This window comes from Vibrio sp. YYF0003 (assembly GCF_036350715.1).
Classification (GTDB): domain Bacteria; phylum Pseudomonadota; class Gammaproteobacteria; order Enterobacterales; family Vibrionaceae; genus Vibrio; species Vibrio natriegens.
Map to the genome: position 1 here is coordinate 336,449 of NZ_JAZDWA010000002.1, position 14,915 is coordinate 351,363.

General features: G+C 45.8%; 14 protein-coding genes. 4 read left to right on the top strand and 10 right to left on the bottom strand.

The annotated features are described in order from the left end of the window. The 9 genes from V1U08_RS08020 to V1U08_RS08060 all read right to left on the bottom strand — a co-directional run bounded on the left by V1U08_RS08020 (position 1) and on the right by V1U08_RS08060 (position 11,061). A complete protein-coding gene (locus V1U08_RS08020) occupies positions 1-1,686 on the bottom strand; it encodes a bifunctional 3-(3-hydroxy-phenyl)propionate/3-hydroxycinnamic acid hydroxylase (protein WP_330470367.1) in 1,686 nt (561 codons plus the stop codon). Between the two features lie 573 nt (positions 1,687-2,259). Beyond that, on the bottom strand, positions 2,260-2,787 hold the full coding sequence (locus tag V1U08_RS08025; protein WP_014231723.1) for a chromate transporter: 528 nt from the start codon (positions 2,785-2,787) through the stop codon (positions 2,260-2,262). Between the two features lie 2 nt (positions 2,788-2,789). Continuing rightward, positions 2,790-3,374, bottom strand: a complete 585-nt coding sequence (locus V1U08_RS08030) for a chromate transporter (RefSeq protein WP_118118442.1) — start codon at positions 3,372-3,374, stop codon at positions 2,790-2,792. A gap of 21 nt (positions 3,375-3,395) precedes the next feature. Next, positions 3,396-4,265 (bottom strand): DUF5718 family protein, encoded by an 870-nt coding sequence (locus V1U08_RS08035; protein ID WP_243976940.1) that lies wholly within the window; start codon positions 4,263-4,265, stop codon positions 3,396-3,398. Continuing rightward, positions 4,255-5,508 (bottom strand): allantoate amidohydrolase, encoded by a 1,254-nt coding sequence (locus tag V1U08_RS08040; RefSeq protein WP_330470368.1) that lies wholly within the window; start codon positions 5,506-5,508, stop codon positions 4,255-4,257. The genes V1U08_RS08035 and V1U08_RS08040 overlap by 11 nt, the downstream gene beginning before the upstream one ends. 24 nt (positions 5,509-5,532) lie before the next feature. Continuing rightward, entirely contained in the window at positions 5,533-6,762 is a 1,230-nt protein-coding gene (locus V1U08_RS08045) for a pyridoxal-phosphate-dependent aminotransferase family protein (protein ID WP_020333207.1), read from the bottom strand. Continuing rightward, a complete protein-coding gene (locus tag V1U08_RS08050; RefSeq protein WP_330470551.1) occupies positions 6,762-8,327 on the bottom strand; it encodes a gamma-glutamyltransferase family protein in 1,566 nt (521 codons plus the stop codon). The genes V1U08_RS08045 and V1U08_RS08050 overlap by 1 nt, the downstream gene beginning before the upstream one ends. Positions 8,328-8,329: 2 nt before the next feature. Beyond that, positions 8,330-9,511 (bottom strand): amidase, encoded by a 1,182-nt coding sequence (locus tag V1U08_RS08055; protein ID WP_330470369.1) that lies wholly within the window; start codon positions 9,509-9,511, stop codon positions 8,330-8,332. Positions 9,512-9,621: 110 nt separating this feature from the next. Beyond that, positions 9,622-11,061: an NCS1 family nucleobase:cation symporter-1 gene (locus V1U08_RS08060; protein ID WP_020333204.1), complete on the bottom strand. Its 1,440-nt coding sequence runs from the start codon at positions 11,059-11,061 to the stop codon at positions 9,622-9,624. A gap of 338 nt (positions 11,062-11,399) precedes the next feature. Between V1U08_RS08060 and V1U08_RS08065 the strand changes: the two genes are divergently transcribed. From V1U08_RS08065 to puuE, 3 genes are read left to right on the top strand one after another with little or no spacing between them, the layout of a single operon-like run. Next, positions 11,400-12,071: a GntR family transcriptional regulator gene (locus V1U08_RS08065; RefSeq protein WP_330470370.1), complete on the top strand. Its 672-nt coding sequence runs from the start codon at positions 11,400-11,402 to the stop codon at positions 12,069-12,071. 6 nt (positions 12,072-12,077) lie between these two features. Next, the gene (locus V1U08_RS08070) at positions 12,078-12,809 is read left to right on the top strand and encodes an aspartate/glutamate racemase family protein (RefSeq protein WP_330470371.1); all 732 of its coding nucleotides are present in this window, start codon (positions 12,078-12,080) and stop codon (positions 12,807-12,809) included. Positions 12,810-12,866: 57 nt separating this feature from the next. Next, a complete protein-coding gene (gene puuE, locus V1U08_RS08075; protein ID WP_065296776.1) occupies positions 12,867-13,796 on the top strand; it encodes an allantoinase PuuE in 930 nt (309 codons plus the stop codon). A 135-nt stretch (positions 13,797-13,931) separates the two neighbouring features. On the opposite strand, the gene V1U08_RS08080 is transcribed toward puuE, so the two are convergent. After that, positions 13,932-14,291, bottom strand: coding sequence for a hypothetical protein (locus V1U08_RS08080; RefSeq protein WP_329351825.1), 360 nt, complete (start codon positions 14,289-14,291; stop codon positions 13,932-13,934). Between the two features lie 278 nt (positions 14,292-14,569). On the opposite strand from V1U08_RS08080, the gene V1U08_RS08085 reads away from it, so the two are divergent. Beyond that, positions 14,570-14,800, top strand: a complete 231-nt coding sequence (locus V1U08_RS08085) for a PAS factor family protein (RefSeq protein ID WP_020333201.1) — start codon at positions 14,570-14,572, stop codon at positions 14,798-14,800. Positions 14,801-14,915 lie beyond the last annotated feature (115 nt).

Here is a 14,915-nt window from a genome sequence, read left to right on the forward strand (position 1 = left end):
TCAAGCTACCTTCTTGTCATTGGTATCAAGTTTAGGAGCCGCGTCGCCGTGCTTAGTTGTGGCGCTCAGTGCCTTACGTACTTGTTGGCAAATGGTGTTGATCGACTGTGGAATAGCGATACTTGCAACGAATCGGTCAGGTCGGATAATGGCTACTGATGCTGGGTAACGACCAAACCAATCTTTTAGTGCGTGGGTTTCATCACCAACACACAGCACATCTGGATGCGTCTGAATCTGTGACTTAAGCTGTACTGACGGAACCACTTGAATAAACTTGGTACCGAGTTGCTGCCAATGCTGAATTTCTGCTTCACTCAACCCCTGCATAGGATCGGTGCCCCATGCGATTATTGCGAAGTTTTGACCGATAACATCATCAAGCTTGCTGATCTCATTACCCACTCGCACCATAGGCTGAATAAACAGTTTGCCCACCGGAGAGTCTTTGAGTGCAGGCTTAGGTTCAACAAGAACGCCTTGATGATACTTAGGCATTGGTTTAAAGCGCATTTCAACAAAGTAACGCTTAACAGGAGGTACATAGTTCAACAGCCAAGATACGCCGTCACGCAACGTTGCTTGCCATTTTTTAGGTGGTGCCAGTACCTTACCGGCTAAAACAGACAGATCGATCATCGCTTTCGCATGGTCACGACGTTCTTGTTGATACGTGTCTAACAGGCTTGGATCCGCCAGCCCTTTAACCACTAAAGAGAGTTTCCACGCCAGATTATTCGCATCACGCATACCTGAGTTGTAACCCTGTCCTTGCCAAACTGGCATAATATGCGCCGCATCGCCTGCAAGCAGGATTCGACCTTCGCGGAACTTACCAGCAAGACGGGCATTGTGGGTATAAACACGCTGACGGATAAATTTGATGTTTTCCGTTGATGGCAGCACTTTACTCAACAGACGATCCATATTTTCTGGCTTGCTGAGTTCCTCTTCGGTTTCACCCGGCATGACCATAAACTCAAATCGACGAATACCTTGTGGTAGAGCCGCTGATACATATGGGCGTTCAGCGTCGCAACATAAGTAAATGTTAGGGGTACCAATTGGATCGTTTTCCAGATCCATGACGATCCATTGATTTGGTGCGGTTTCACCATCAAACGAGATGTTCAAATTACGACGGACAAAGCTATTGCCGCCATCACACGCAATCATGTATTTTGCTGAAATTCGCTCTTCTTCACCCTTTTCGTTAGTGAAGTTAGCCCAGGTTTGTTCGTTATCTTGGCCAAAGTTAACCAGTTCACGTGAGAACAGCACTTTGACATTCGAGAAGCGGTCTAATCCATCATATAGCGCTCGATCGGCCTTTGGCTGAATAAAAGCGTTTCTTCTCGACCAACCAAACTCGTTAGTATTCGGTTGAATATCTGCGAAACAACGGCCTTTAGGGGTTAGGAAGCGCATGGCATGATATGGCGTTGTGTAAGGCACAACTTCTGAAGCTAACCCTACAGCCTGAAACGTTCTTAAACTCTCGTCATCAATACCAATAGCGCGAGGGTAATCGATTAGCGTCGGCAGTTGTTCAATCACAGTGACGTTAATGCCTTGGGCGCCGAGATAGTTTGCAATCATTAAACCGACTGGACCAGCCCCAATAATCATGACTTCTGAATCATAATGGGCAGTCGAGACCGTTTTCGGGGAAGTGGATACTGTCACTTTGAATTCTCCAGGTACGTTCAAGTTATGGGAACCCTATTTGATCACGTAGATCGCTAGGGAAAGGCCTACTCATTCGCGTTCTGAAGGAGTCAGGCTGTATAAATGTTTTTATTTTGTTACTGAAACGTACATCCAGAGCGGTTATATCCACAACCGCAACTCAACTTTAGGTGCACATAGTGCACATAGTTGTTTTAACTTGTTTTTATATAATTACACCTCGATAAATTGGGCTGTGAGCACAGCTAAATTGAGCAGATTTCGCCAATATTTAGTGATGCAAATCTCGATTTTTTAAACGGCAAAGTTACACCTCTGTAACAGTGAGGCGACAGATAGTTGTGAAAAGTTGTAAAGCAAAGGGAGGTATCGATTTTGTTAGAAAGGAGTAGAAGTCGTGAAAAAGCTGGTCTGATTGCTGATGAAGTGAGTTATGAAGATAAGAATTAAGGATGCGTTAAAAATAATAACAACGCGAAAAACTCCAGGGCTAAAGCTTAAAAAAAGAGGCCGATACATTTTGTATCGGCCCAGTTAAAGACTTACACCGTCTGTTTAAAAAAGTGGAAACTACAGCAAGAATGCGCCGTAGGCTAAACTTGCGCAAATTACATAAGTTGGGTGCACTTTGAATTTTTCCAGACACAGACCCGCGACGACAAATAGGAAGGCAAAATGTCCCCAACCCGCTTCGCCACCAGACATGATCAGTTTGTAGCTCAGCAATAGCATCAACGTGAAAATGATTGGTAGAACCCACGCGCCTAACGCTTTTACTTTTGGCGAGTTACGGTATTTGTACAGCACACTCATCGCAAGCACCATGATGATGATGGTAGGCGCAACCGTCGCGAACACGGCGATAAACGCACCAAGCGTTCCACCGACTTCATAACCGATGTAACCCGCCATTTTCGTCGCAATCGGACTTGGTAGCGCGTTGCCTAATGCTAGTACTTCGGCGAACTGGCTGGCATTCATCCAACCATACTGGCCAACAACTTGTGCCTCGATTAGAGGAATGATTGCAGGACCACCGCCATAACCGACGATGTTAGGAATAAAAAATGCTAAGAAGATATCGATATAAAGTTGCATGCTTATCCCTTTTTATTTTCTGGTTTTAGACTTTGCTCAGCCGTACTAGGCTTTGGGTCAGGTTTCACCAATACGGCAAGAAGTACTGCTGCGACAACCAGACCCGGGTGTACACCCAATACCACGATAAACAAAATAGAAAGCGCAATACCAATACCCGTCGCAATTGCGCCAAGTGATTTGTAGCCCTTCAGTAAGAAGTCATAGGTAAGCTTGGCCATCATCCAGGAAACTACTGGCAATACCCCTTGAGCCATACCGGCAACCCAAGGCTTATCACGGTATTCATTCAATAAGCCTAATCCCGCAATCATGACGATAATCAGCGGAATAATTGTCATGATCACTGCATTGATACATCCGATCTTCCCACCTACTTTATAGCCAATATAACCCGCCATTTTAGTCGCAATTGGGCCAGGTAGCGTGTTGCCGATTGCAAGTACGTTGGCAAACTCGTCGTCACTCATCCATTTATAGTTGTCGACCACTTCTTTATGAACCAAAGGGATCATCGTGGGGCCGCCACCAAATCCAAACAAGCCTATGCGGAAGAATGCACTGGCAAGATCTCGTTGTGTTTTCATCGTTCTTTGTTACCTTGCTAATTATTTTATTTTATAAACCGTTTGCTCTAACCACATCATACTCGAAGCGGTTACCCACTGTTCTTGTGGACAGTCTATCATGGCCTCAATATCACTTAACTGGTGCTCTCTGTCATCGTATACACAAACAAATACCCGGTCACCATCAAGCAACTGATGGTGTTCTCCATAAGATGTGTAACACGGTGCGCCAATCGCAATAGTAATTTCACTTGGTTGATTCGCCTCAATGAACAAGCTGTGCGTATTATGCATAGCACCGTCATCGGCTTGGTGGTTAATTGTCTCTACTAACCAGTCGGTTAACGATTGATAGAAGACATTGTATTCTGTTACCGACACGTCTTGGCTACACAAGTGCCATTGCCCATTCCGGCTATGAAAACCGCACAATCTGAGATGATCAAGCGGTGTCTGCTCAGAAAATGAGTCGACAGGAAGATCAAGTTCGGCAATACCCTTACTAAATGCGCCCCAGTTTTTCTTCTCAGCTAGCTTAGATACCGTTTTATTGCGGTAGGTTGCATCATTGATTAACGTCAGCGCAAAAGGAGTAAGCGCGGCAATCTTGCCTTGCTCTGTATAGGTAACGCTGCATTTAATCGCAACCTCAGGCTCCATCTGAACCTTGGCATCTTGCTCTTCAGGCAGCACCAATTTAGATGAGCTGAAAGGCATCTGCCCGAGATAAGAGTCGCTAAGCTCACGAACAAACATAGGAAACAGCGCTCGTGGGCGCTGTGCTTCCTGATGTTCCTTTTTTTGTTGCTCGCTGAACGCAGAGATCTCTCCGGTCTGTGCCAGATAACCCGGCGAGTTTCCTGCGATTCCCAGCACAACGGAATGCGTCAGTGGTTGTTTAGTTTCCATCCGTTTTGCGCTCCTGCTGGGCTAGAATCATTTGTGTTAAACACTGCAAAGCAACTGCCACGTCATCCTCTTGAACACTTTCCAACGGATTATGACTAATGCCTTTATCACAGCGAACAAATAGCATTGCAACTTCAGTTAGATGGATCATCGCAAGCGCATCATGCCCAGCGCCACTTGGTAGGAATACCGGTTCAGATTCGGTTACTCGAGAAACAATCTCGCCCCACTGACTTTGCAAAGCGTCATTACAAGGTACCGCGCTCGCCTGATAGAGCAATCGATTGGAGAAACTGACTTCACGACGCTTTGCAATCGCGTTAAGTGCCGTTAGCAAGTCGTCACACGAGCGCTCCAGTTGCTCCTGATTCAAGCTGCGGATATCCACAGTAAAGTTAACCTCACCGGGAATAACGTTGACTGAACCTGGAGAAACATCACACTTACCGACTGTCGCTACAACTTTGTTTTCAGTTTTGCTCTGTTCGGTCGCATAGTTTTCTATCGTCGAAATCATCTCAGCTACAGCGCACAACGCATCCATGCGCATGCCCATCGGAACTGTACCTGCGTGTCCAGCTAAGCCTTTCACCTGAAACTGAAAACGTTTTGCGCCGGCAATACCCGTCACAACACCAACTGGCTGATTTTGAGCTTCAAGCACGGGGCCTTGTTCAATGTGCACTTCCAGATAAGCCATCACGTCATCTGACGAACGGCTATCTTTCCCTACCTCTTCCGGAGACAGGCCAAATTCGACCATAGCCTGTGACATTGTCACGCCATCGTTGTCTTTCAGGGACAGCCAGTTTTGGTCAAATACACCCGCAACTGCGCTCGAACCAATCAATGTGCTGTTGAAGCGGGTGCCCTCTTCATCGGCAAACGCGACAACATCGACATGAAATGGCAACTCAACATCCTTGAGCTGCTCCAACGAGGAAATACCAACTAGTATCCCCAGGTTTCCGTCATATTTACCCGCATCCGCAACCGTATCACTGTGAGAGCCGATAATTAGCGTTGGCATGGTAGGGTTGGAAGATACCTTCCTACCCCATTGGTTCCCAACACTGTCCTGCCACGTTTCAAGACCGGCTTGTTGCATCCATTCGCCGAGTTGATGGTGCGCCTGCTTATGTTCCGGCGATAAGTAGGTACGTTTTAATCCATCTTGCATCGAGGTAAACGTAGCCAAGTGGTCAGCACGTTCCATAATGCGTTGGGCATCCAATTTACTCATCCTTGATTCACCCTCTTAATGGCATTAAACATATTTTTCCATCGCAGCAATGACTGCTTGTCCCGGAATGATTTTGGCTTTATTACGGATAAGGATGGCTTCCAGCGCTGCAAGCGTGGTTAATACCGCTTCTTGACGTGCGTTGTAGCCCATAGTGCCGATGCGCCAGATTTTGCCGTCCAATGGACCAAATGACGTGCCAATCTCAATACCAAAGCTATTAAGCAGCTCCTGACGTACTTTATTGCCATCCACTTCTTTAGGAATGTAGACACCCACAACGTTGTTCATTTTGTACTTCTGGTTGCCAAACAGCTCTAAGCCCATTGCTCTTAGGCCGCATGCCATCGCATCACCCGCTTGTTTGTGGCGAGCAATCACGTTATCCGCGCCTTCTTCAAGGTAGATACGTGCGCATTCACGTGCTGCGTAAAGCATACTGGTTGCTTCGGTGTGGTGGTTAAGACGCTCTGGTCCCCAGTAATCCATGATCATCGACAAATCGAAGTAGTTCGAACGAATGATCTCTTCTTCACCCGCCGTGTGGTGATCAGCACGAATACCTGCTTCGACGTGTTTACGACGATTGATCAGTTCGGCACATTGATCGCTCAGCGTAATTGGAGAACTACCAGAAGGGCCGCCAAGACATTTTTGTAGGCCAGCTGAAACCGCATCTAGATTCCACTCATCGACTTTAAGTTCATTCCCAGCAATCGATGCGGTTGCATCACAGTAGAACAGCACACCATGACGTTTACAGATTTCACCGAACTCTGCCAGTGGTTGATTCATGGTTGTTGAAGTGTCACCTTGTACCGTTGCCAGTAGTTTTGGCTGAAACTCTTTGATTGCCTTTTCAACCAGTTCAGGTGGACACACTTCGCCCCATTCAACATCAATGGTTTTAACTGTTGCGCCAACGCGATTCGCGATTTCACTCAACAGGTGGCCAAAACGACCAATAATTGGGATAAGTACTTTATCGCCTGGCTTAATCACTGAGACAAGTACTGCTTCGATACCTGAACGAGCCGTACCGTCAACCAGCATGGTTTGCTGATTTTGTGTTTCGAATACACCGCGATACAGCGACTGAACTTGCGTCATGTAGCCCGTCATAACCGGATCATATTGACCGATTAAAGCCTGTGAAATGGCTTGGTGCACACGTGGATAGGCATTAATTGGGCCAGGACCCATCAACAAACGTTGTGGTGGGTTCAAAGTTTCAAATAGCGTTTGAGTTGTCATTATCTCTCTCCTAAAAATATATCGCCATCGCTGCGAGGGTCACTCGTTGCGTCTGCCTGTCCTTGCTGATCTAGGGTTATTGCTCCCGCGTGTCCCATCAGCTCACTCAAGTTTTCAACCTGAGTCACTTGGTGGCCCATCTGCGTTAATGTTTGCCCGTATTCGCTGTACAAGTCTTCTTCAAGTCGTAAATTGTTTGTCGCATCACCCCATGTTCTGCCCAACAGCCATCGAGGCATCGACACGGCTTGTTGCAGAGACATGTTTTGATAAATGTGTCGGCTGAATAAACAAGCCTGAGTTTGCGGTTGCCCTTCTCCGCCCATCGTTCCGTACACGATGCGTCGGCCATCTTTAAGCTCAGCATAAGCTGGGTTCAGTGTGTGGAACGGCTTTTTGCCAGGTACTAAAGCATTGTGATGTTCGCTATCTAGCGAGAAGCTTTTGCCTCTGACGTTCCACATAATTCCGGTTGAAGGAAGTACAACACCTGAGCCAAACTCCCAGTAAACACTCTGAATAAAACTCACCATTGTGCCGTATTGGTCGGTTGCGCCCATCCAGATGGTGTCGCCCGGTTTTGCCTGATAAGGCCATGGCTTAGCTTGGGTTAATGAGATACGCTGTGCGCACTCTGCCACCACACTTGCATCTAAGTATTCCTGCAGTGGCTTGCTTAAATAGCGCTCATCGGTAACGACTTTGTCGCGGATAATAAATGCTTGCTTCGTCGCTTCGACGAGTAAATGAATATGATCTAGCTCTGAGTTTGCTTGCGATGCTAAGCGATCGTATATCGCTAAAATTAATAACGATGCCAATCCCTGCGTCGGCGCACCCAGGTTATAAAGCTGGCCTTTTGAGGTCTCAACGTTTAACGGGGTCGTAACCAATGCCTGATGCTGATGAAAATCTTCAATCGTTAGCGGACTTCCCGCCTCTTGAAGCTCTTTTGCTGCCAATTCTGCAATCTCACCTCGGTAAAAGTCATCCAACCCTACCTCGGCCAATCTTTCCAGTGTTTTTGCCAGCGCCGGGTTGACCACTGTTGCACCAAGTTTTAACGTTTCACCGTTATCAAGGAACAAACGGCTGAATTCGGCTTCATCTTTTAAGCGCTCAAAGGTTTTTACACTCGCATCGACAAGACTTTGTGTAACTTCAATGCCGTTTCTTGCAGCGTCAATAGAAGGTTGTAACAGAGTGCTTAAAGGCAGTTTACCACCGTCGATTTCCAGCGCTTTTTGCCAACCGGCGACTGTGCCAGCCATGGTAATAGACGCTTCGCCACCTTTTTCAGGCAGTTCGGTGCCCAATGCACGGTAGTGGTCAGGATCGATGGATAATGCCGCGGCTCCGCATGCATCTATGGCAACTGGTGCTTCTCCCGGCCTACTGATTAGCCAAAATCCGTCACCGCCAATGCTGTTCATATGAGGGTATTGCACCGCAATCATAGACGCAGCCGCGACCATCGCTTCAGCAGCCGTTCCGCCTTTTTCTAAGATTTGTTTTCCCACTTCCGTTGCTTTGTGATGCGGGGCGGTAAATGCGGTTTGAAACACCATTAAGACTCTCCTTTGATTAAAGACGACGCTGTCGCAATCAGATCGTATTCGCTGTTAGCTGACCCAAGTAACGACACACCACAAGGTCCATTTGTTACGTTATTCATTGGGATATGAAGTTGAGGGAATCCACTTAAACCCGCGAGACTGGTTAGCCCCATAAGATCAGAGCGATATTCCGCTAAGTCTGCATCTGGAGTCGTGAGCTTAGGTGATTTTCCTGGGGTGGTCGGTAATACCCACAACGTATCCTTGTCCGCAAGTTGCTTAGCTAGCCAGCTGGTAAACTTCGCTTGTTGTTCTTTCCCTTCACGATAATCTTGAGCCGAAATGGTACGCGCCCATACAACTCGTTCTTGTATTGCTGGTGCCAGCGTATGTTGCCACTCATCAAGCCACGCGCTGTGGCGGTCAATAATTTCGTAACCTTGGATGGTTCGGAATAATGCGCTTAATTCGCCAAGGTAATAGCCTGCGTCTTGCAGAGCATTGTTGTATTCAAGCTGAATATTTGCACTGTCAGCCCACTGTTTTAGTTCCTCTAGGCGTTCATTTCCCAGAGTTTTTGACAAGCTTTGATCCAAAATCAGGGTTTTCGCGACAGTTTGAGGCTGAGTTTCAGGGCCAAGACATGCATACACGTTTTCCAGCGTTGATAAGTCTCGGCTGAACACACCTGCGGTATCGAAGCTTTCAGCCAGTGTGAAACTGCTTTCTAATGACAACTGACCCAATGTTGGGCGTAAGCCGAAAAGGCCGCAATAACTCGCAGGAACACGAACCGAACCACCAGTATCTGTTCCGATAGAAAAATCAACGTCACCCTTTGCTACCGCGACAGCACTGCCACTTGAAGAACCACCAGGTAAACAGTCAGGCGCTAAAGGATTAACTGGCGTGCCGTAGTGAACATTAATACCATTCAGGCTGTAAGCTAGCTCATCCGTTTGAACTCGGCCTTTGCACTCTGCTCCTGCATTTAAAAGCGAGATGATGAGTGGCGAAGTGCTTTCTGCTTTGCTGTGAGTCTCTAGCCACTTAGGGTTTCCTGCTCCGGTGACATATCCCTCTACGTCAAAGAGATCTTTAAAGACAAAACTCAATCCATTCAGTGAGCCTTGCTTTAAAGCCGGTAGGTAATCAGGCCCTTGGGTACAATAAATACGTTGATCGATTTCCATTCTTTCTTCTCATTCCTTTGAAGTAAACAAGCAACCACTAGTTGAGTTACTTGTTTACTTTATCTTTAAGTTGGCGATTTAATTCAATTTAAAGCCACGCATAAAGTTGTTTATTGTTGCTTTGCTAAAGCTGCCTTTGATACCCAAAACAATTTCTTTTGCATCAACTGTTTGTACACGATTGCTGAAACGAAACCACCGATAAACAACGCGTAGTTCGCTAATTCCGTGACAAAGAAGGTTGCAATAATGGCAGCGACACTTGCGATTACTAGCGCATAAACACTGTTCATGTTAACGCCGTTTTTGTACCAGTACTGACCTTGTGGCGATTCAGTGTAAAGTGATGGGACATCGATTTGTCCTTTCTTCACAATGAAGTAGTCAACAATGATGATGCCGTATAGTGGACCAATCATCGCGGCTAAAACGTCAACCGTGTAGTGAATCACTTCTGGGTTGTTAAACAGGTTCCAAGGAGTCAGTAGGATTGAACCAAACGCTGCGATGAAACCACCCATTTTAAAGCTGATTTTCTGTGGTGACACATTCGAGAAGTCAAACGCTGGTGCAACAAAGTTAGCCACGATGTTGATGCCGACTGTCGCGAAAATAAAGGTCAATGCACCAAGAACAGTGATTAAGCCAGAATCAAGGCGTTTAACTGTTTCAACCGGGTCAACAATCATCTCTCCGAAAACTGGAATCGATGCTGACACAATAACCACACTGAACAAAGAGAACACAATAAAGTTCAGTGGCAGACCTAACAAGTTACCAAGTTTCAAGTCTTTGTAGCTTGTACAGTAACGAGAGAAGTCACTAAAGTTAAGTGTTGGACCCGCAAAGTAACCTGCAACCAGTGCTGTAGCGATGATCATCTGAATAATTGCTTCAGAACCAACCAGTGTTTCTTTACCTAGGTTAAAGCTGATGTTCTCCCAACCTGCCAGATTGATCATGTATGCACAAAGAGCAAACATAGCGATGTAAATCGCAGGACCAGACCAGTCAATCACTTTACGAATCATGTCCATACCGAACATGAATACGATTGCTTGCAGTACCCACATTGAGCTAAAGCCAACCCAACCTAAGTAAGATAAACCCAGGAACGAGTCATTTGCTAAACTCTCCATCGATGGGAAGAAGTACAGCAGCAAGATAATGAACGAACTTGATGCTAAGTAAGTTTGAATACCGTACCAAACGACAGCAATAATGCCTCGAATCACAGCTGGAATATTCGCACCAAACACACCAAACGACATACGAGCGACGACAGGGAACGGAACGCCCGCTTTTTGTCCTGGCTTACCCATCAAGTTGGCAAATACTAATACAATAGATATACCCGCCAGCAAACTGATGAAAACTTGAATACCGTTTAATCCAAGCGCAAATAAACTCGCTGCAAATACATATCCCCCTACACTGTGCACGTCTGACATCCAAAAAGCGAAGATGCTATACCAGCCCCACTTCTGTTCCTTCTCTGGTGCTAGATCCTCGTTGCTTAGCCTTGGGCTAACAGGTAATTCCTTTTTCATGTGCTTATCTCCATTACTAATTGTATACAATCCCAAATACAATTAGCGTGCCAATTCTGAAAACCCCCGCCATACAACGAATTGGTGAAACTTGCCCTATGAAGTCGCCCTTATAGCGCACCAGATTTGACCATAGTGCACATATTTGGTGCCACAAGGAGTGCGTATATACTCAACCCACCTGTCCTTTTGGTCAAGTAATTTGAATAGGCAATCACTATAGACACTAGAATTGGCAAAGATTTAGATTTAGATTGTATACAATGATGCATGCGAGATTGTTTAGTGGTATACATATTGCTTTATTGGGTTGGATAAAAAATTTGGATCGATTACCTATGTCAAACGATGAAAAGATCTATCAACAAATATTGAAGGCGATTGTTGAACACAAACTTGAGCCCGGAGAACGTCTTCCAGAAGACAAACTCTCAGAAGCTTTTGGTGTAAGCCGAACTGGCATTCGAAAAGTTTTGCAACGATTAGCGCTTGAACGATTTGTGGTTATTCAACCGAATAAAGGCGCACACGTGAACAGCCCTAGTAAGCAGGAAGCAGAAGAGGTGCTGAACAGCCGAATTTTACTTGAGCCACTGCTGATCACCGACATTATTCGTAACTGGGACGAAAAGCAGTCTAACTATTTACGCTCCATTGTTACTCAGGAAGATAAAGCGACCCAACATGGTGATTTAGCCGAATCTATCCAGCTGACAGCTAAGTTTCACTATGAACTAGCCAAACAGTCGGGAAATTCCGTATTGGCCGAATTTGTTGAACAGCTTTGTTACCGCTCTTCACTGGTCATCGCCGCGTACGGCTCAAAACATAGCGTCAGCTGCGATTGTGGCTCTCACTCAGAACTTATCGATCTGCTCGACAACTTTCAGGATGAAAAAGCTCAGCAATGGATGAAGCATCACTTGGTCGTGATCAAATCGTCATTGGAGTTGGAATCGAAATCTAAAGAGCCGGTTAATTTTCATAAACTTTTTTGCGAAACGGACTAATACAAAATGAAAATCAATTTGATCAACCCTAATACTTGTCAGGGAATGACAGACAAAATTGCGATCAGCGCACAAACCGTTGCCTTACCTGGTACAGAAATCATTGCGTCTTCACCAGTTAACGGTCCGGAAAGCATTGAATGTGCATTTGACGAAACGCTCGCTGCTGCAGCGCTCCTTGATGTGATTCGCACTGGCGAAGAGCAAGGTGTCGATGCACACATTATCGCCTGCTTCGGTGATCCTGCTCTTGACGCAGCACGTGAGATTGCAACCAAGCCAGTGATTGGTATCGCAGGTGCAGCGTTCCAACTCGCAAGCTTGGTGTCTTACCGCTTTGGCGTCGTCACTACAATGACCAGAACACTACCAGCAAGTGAACACCTTCTTCAAAGATACGGTTACCACCACTTGTGCAGCGGTGTTCGAGCGACAGATATTCCGGTATTGGAACTTGAATCTCTAAGTATGGACACTTATCAGCTACTTGCTGAAGAATGCCGTAAAGCAATCAAAGAAGACGGTGCCGAAGCCATCGTACTCGGTTGTGCTGGCATGTCTGACTTAGCCAACGAGCTTTCAGAAGAACTGAATGTACCTGTGATCGATGGTGTTGCTGCGGCAGTGAAACTTGCTGAGTCTCTGAACCAACTGAACTTAGTGACATCAAAAAGTGGTCAATACGGGGCACCGTTGGTGAAGCCAATCCACGGAATTTTCAAGCACTGGTCGCAGTAAAAATAAACACATACCCATCCTGCTTTTTAGAAGAATATTTACATCAAGGTTTACTTTATGGAAGAAAATAACCCTCGCGATTATATCGGTTACGGAAGAGATAACGTCCCTCACGCTAACTGGCCTAATAACGCTAAGATTGCGGTGCAATTTGTCCTGAACTACGAAGAAGGTGGGGAAAACTGCGTACTTCATGGTGATGAGCATTCAGAAACATTCCTTTCTGAGATCGCAGGAGCAGAAGCGTATAATGACCGACACATGAGTATGGAGTCACTTTATGAATACGGTTCCCGTGTTGGTGTTTGGCGAATCTTAAACGAGTTTAAACGTCGCGAGCTTCCGCTTACTGTATTTGGTGTTGCTACTGCACTACAGCGTAACCCAGAAGTGACCAAAGCGATCGTTGAAGAAGGTCATGAAATTGCCTGCCACGGTCTTAAATGGTTGCACTATCAGAACACGCCAATTGACGTTGAACGCGAGCATATGATTCAAGCACTGGATATCATCGAAGAACTGACAGGCACTCGCCCAATTGGTTGGTATACCGGACGTGATTCACCGAATACGCGTGAACTTGTCGCAGAGCAAGACGGCCTGCTTTACGACTCTGACTATTACGGCGATGACCTGCCTTTCTGGACACAAGTACCAGACAAAAATAATGCCGGCAGCACCCGACCACACCTTGTGGTTCCGTATACATTAGACACCAACGACATGCGTTTCTCCTCCCCTTACGGTTTTAGCCACGGTGACGAGTTTTTCGAATATCTGAAAGATCACTTTGATTGCTTGTACGAAGAAGGGGCTGAAACCCCTAAAATGATGTCGGTCGGTCTGCACTGTCGCGTGGTTGGTAAGCCAGGTCGCTTCAAAGCGTTAAAACGTTTCTTAGACTACATTCAATCTCATGATGCAGTTTGGGTAGCAACCCGTGAAGACATAGCAAGACACTGGATTGAGAACCATCCACCAGCGTAATTGGCTTTTGACTAAATAAGTATCAAAAAGAGCGAGTATTATTTCGCTAGCCACTCAGTTCATCGAGAGCTTTACATCACTCTCGATGACTCTTTCTGTTGCAATGCCTTCACTTATTCTTGAGCATTCCCTTTATCACGTTGCTAATGAACGAAACGCAGACAAAAGCTCGGAGCAGACATACTTGAGCAAGAGGTCAGTTTCATTCTCGCAGGATAGATTCAAATGCAGTTTGGTTGTGTTGCCCTTACCTGTCACCTCAACCAACAACTTTCTCTCGTCACCACTTAATGGGATATTGAACAATCTCAATAGCGATTCCGCTTGGCCCGAGGCGTTCTCAAACTCTAGATCGTGCTGATACTCGAGAAATACCTCTTCACCTTGCACGACACAAGAATACTGCCCCGGTTGAAGATAAGTGCCAAGCTGATATTCAAGGTCTGCCATGTGCTCTGCCACGGTAGAAAGACGATTGTTTAGTTTACTTAACATATTGCCACCTTTTGTTTCGCTCACCTCAGTACATTAAAGCTCATAAGAAGCTTCTCAAGGTGGATTTTGCTCAAAACTTTAATGATCCCTTAAGCTTTAGTGCAAACGAACCAATTTGTGCAGTGAAAACTGCTAGTAATAAAAATCACACCAAATTATTCATCCAGCTAATTACACCAATACCTGTTAAACCCGTTGATATGTGACCTAAGCGTCGGATTTTCGTCTTGCAAACCACTAAACTATATGCACCCCCAACAATAAGAAACGTAATTACAATGAAAAATCTTATTTATGACACACTAGTTAGCCTTGCAAACCAGGAACCAGAACAACACGCCAAAATCCGTCAAGACTTATACGAGCAGCTCGATCTGCCTTTCGATAAGCAGCTGATTTTGTATACGTGTGCACTTGGTCCGGCAAGCTCTGGTAAACTCGACAACAGCGAGGCGCTTAACAACACGGTAGAGAGCGTCATCAAATTACTGGAAACTCCTGAACGGTAATTTTCGTTGTCTTGTTTAAGGTCCGCATCTCAACCGGGCCTTTTTTGAATCCTGCTCTTTCAATGTAAAACCGCTCAACAGCCAACCCGTCATCACTCCTTTTGTTTAACCCAAT

Excerpts from the sequence above, each read along its gene's own strand:
- V1U08_RS08055 (WP_330470369.1), bottom strand. The coding sequence starts at position 9,511 with ATGGAAATCGATCAACGTATTTATTGTACCCAAGGGCCTGATTACCTA.
- V1U08_RS08085 (WP_020333201.1), top strand. The coding sequence starts at position 14,570 with ATGAAAAATCTTATTTATGACACACTAGTTAGCCTTGCAAACCAGGAA.
- V1U08_RS08060 (WP_020333204.1), bottom strand. The coding sequence starts at position 11,061 with ATGAAAAAGGAATTACCTGTTAGCCCAAGGCTAAGCAACGAGGATCTA.
- V1U08_RS08070 (WP_330470371.1), top strand. The coding sequence starts at position 12,078 with ATGAAAATCAATTTGATCAACCCTAATACTTGTCAGGGAATGACAGAC.
- V1U08_RS08030 (WP_118118442.1), bottom strand. The coding sequence starts at position 3,374 with ATGAAAACACAACGAGATCTTGCCAGTGCATTCTTCCGCATAGGCTTG.
- V1U08_RS08065 (WP_330470370.1), top strand. The coding sequence starts at position 11,400 with ATGTCAAACGATGAAAAGATCTATCAACAAATATTGAAGGCGATTGTT.
- V1U08_RS08045 (WP_020333207.1), bottom strand. The coding sequence starts at position 6,762 with ATGACAACTCAAACGCTATTTGAAACTTTGAACCCACCACAACGTTTG.
- V1U08_RS08040 (WP_330470368.1), bottom strand. The coding sequence starts at position 5,508 with ATGAGTAAATTGGATGCCCAACGCATTATGGAACGTGCTGACCACTTG.
- V1U08_RS08025 (WP_014231723.1), bottom strand. The coding sequence starts at position 2,787 with ATGCAACTTTATATCGATATCTTCTTAGCATTTTTTATTCCTAACATC.
- puuE (WP_065296776.1), top strand. The coding sequence starts at position 12,867 with ATGGAAGAAAATAACCCTCGCGATTATATCGGTTACGGAAGAGATAAC.
- V1U08_RS08035 (WP_243976940.1), bottom strand. The coding sequence starts at position 4,265 with ATGGAAACTAAACAACCACTGACGCATTCCGTTGTGCTGGGAATCGCA.
- V1U08_RS08080 (WP_329351825.1), bottom strand. The coding sequence starts at position 14,291 with ATGTTAAGTAAACTAAACAATCGTCTTTCTACCGTGGCAGAGCACATG.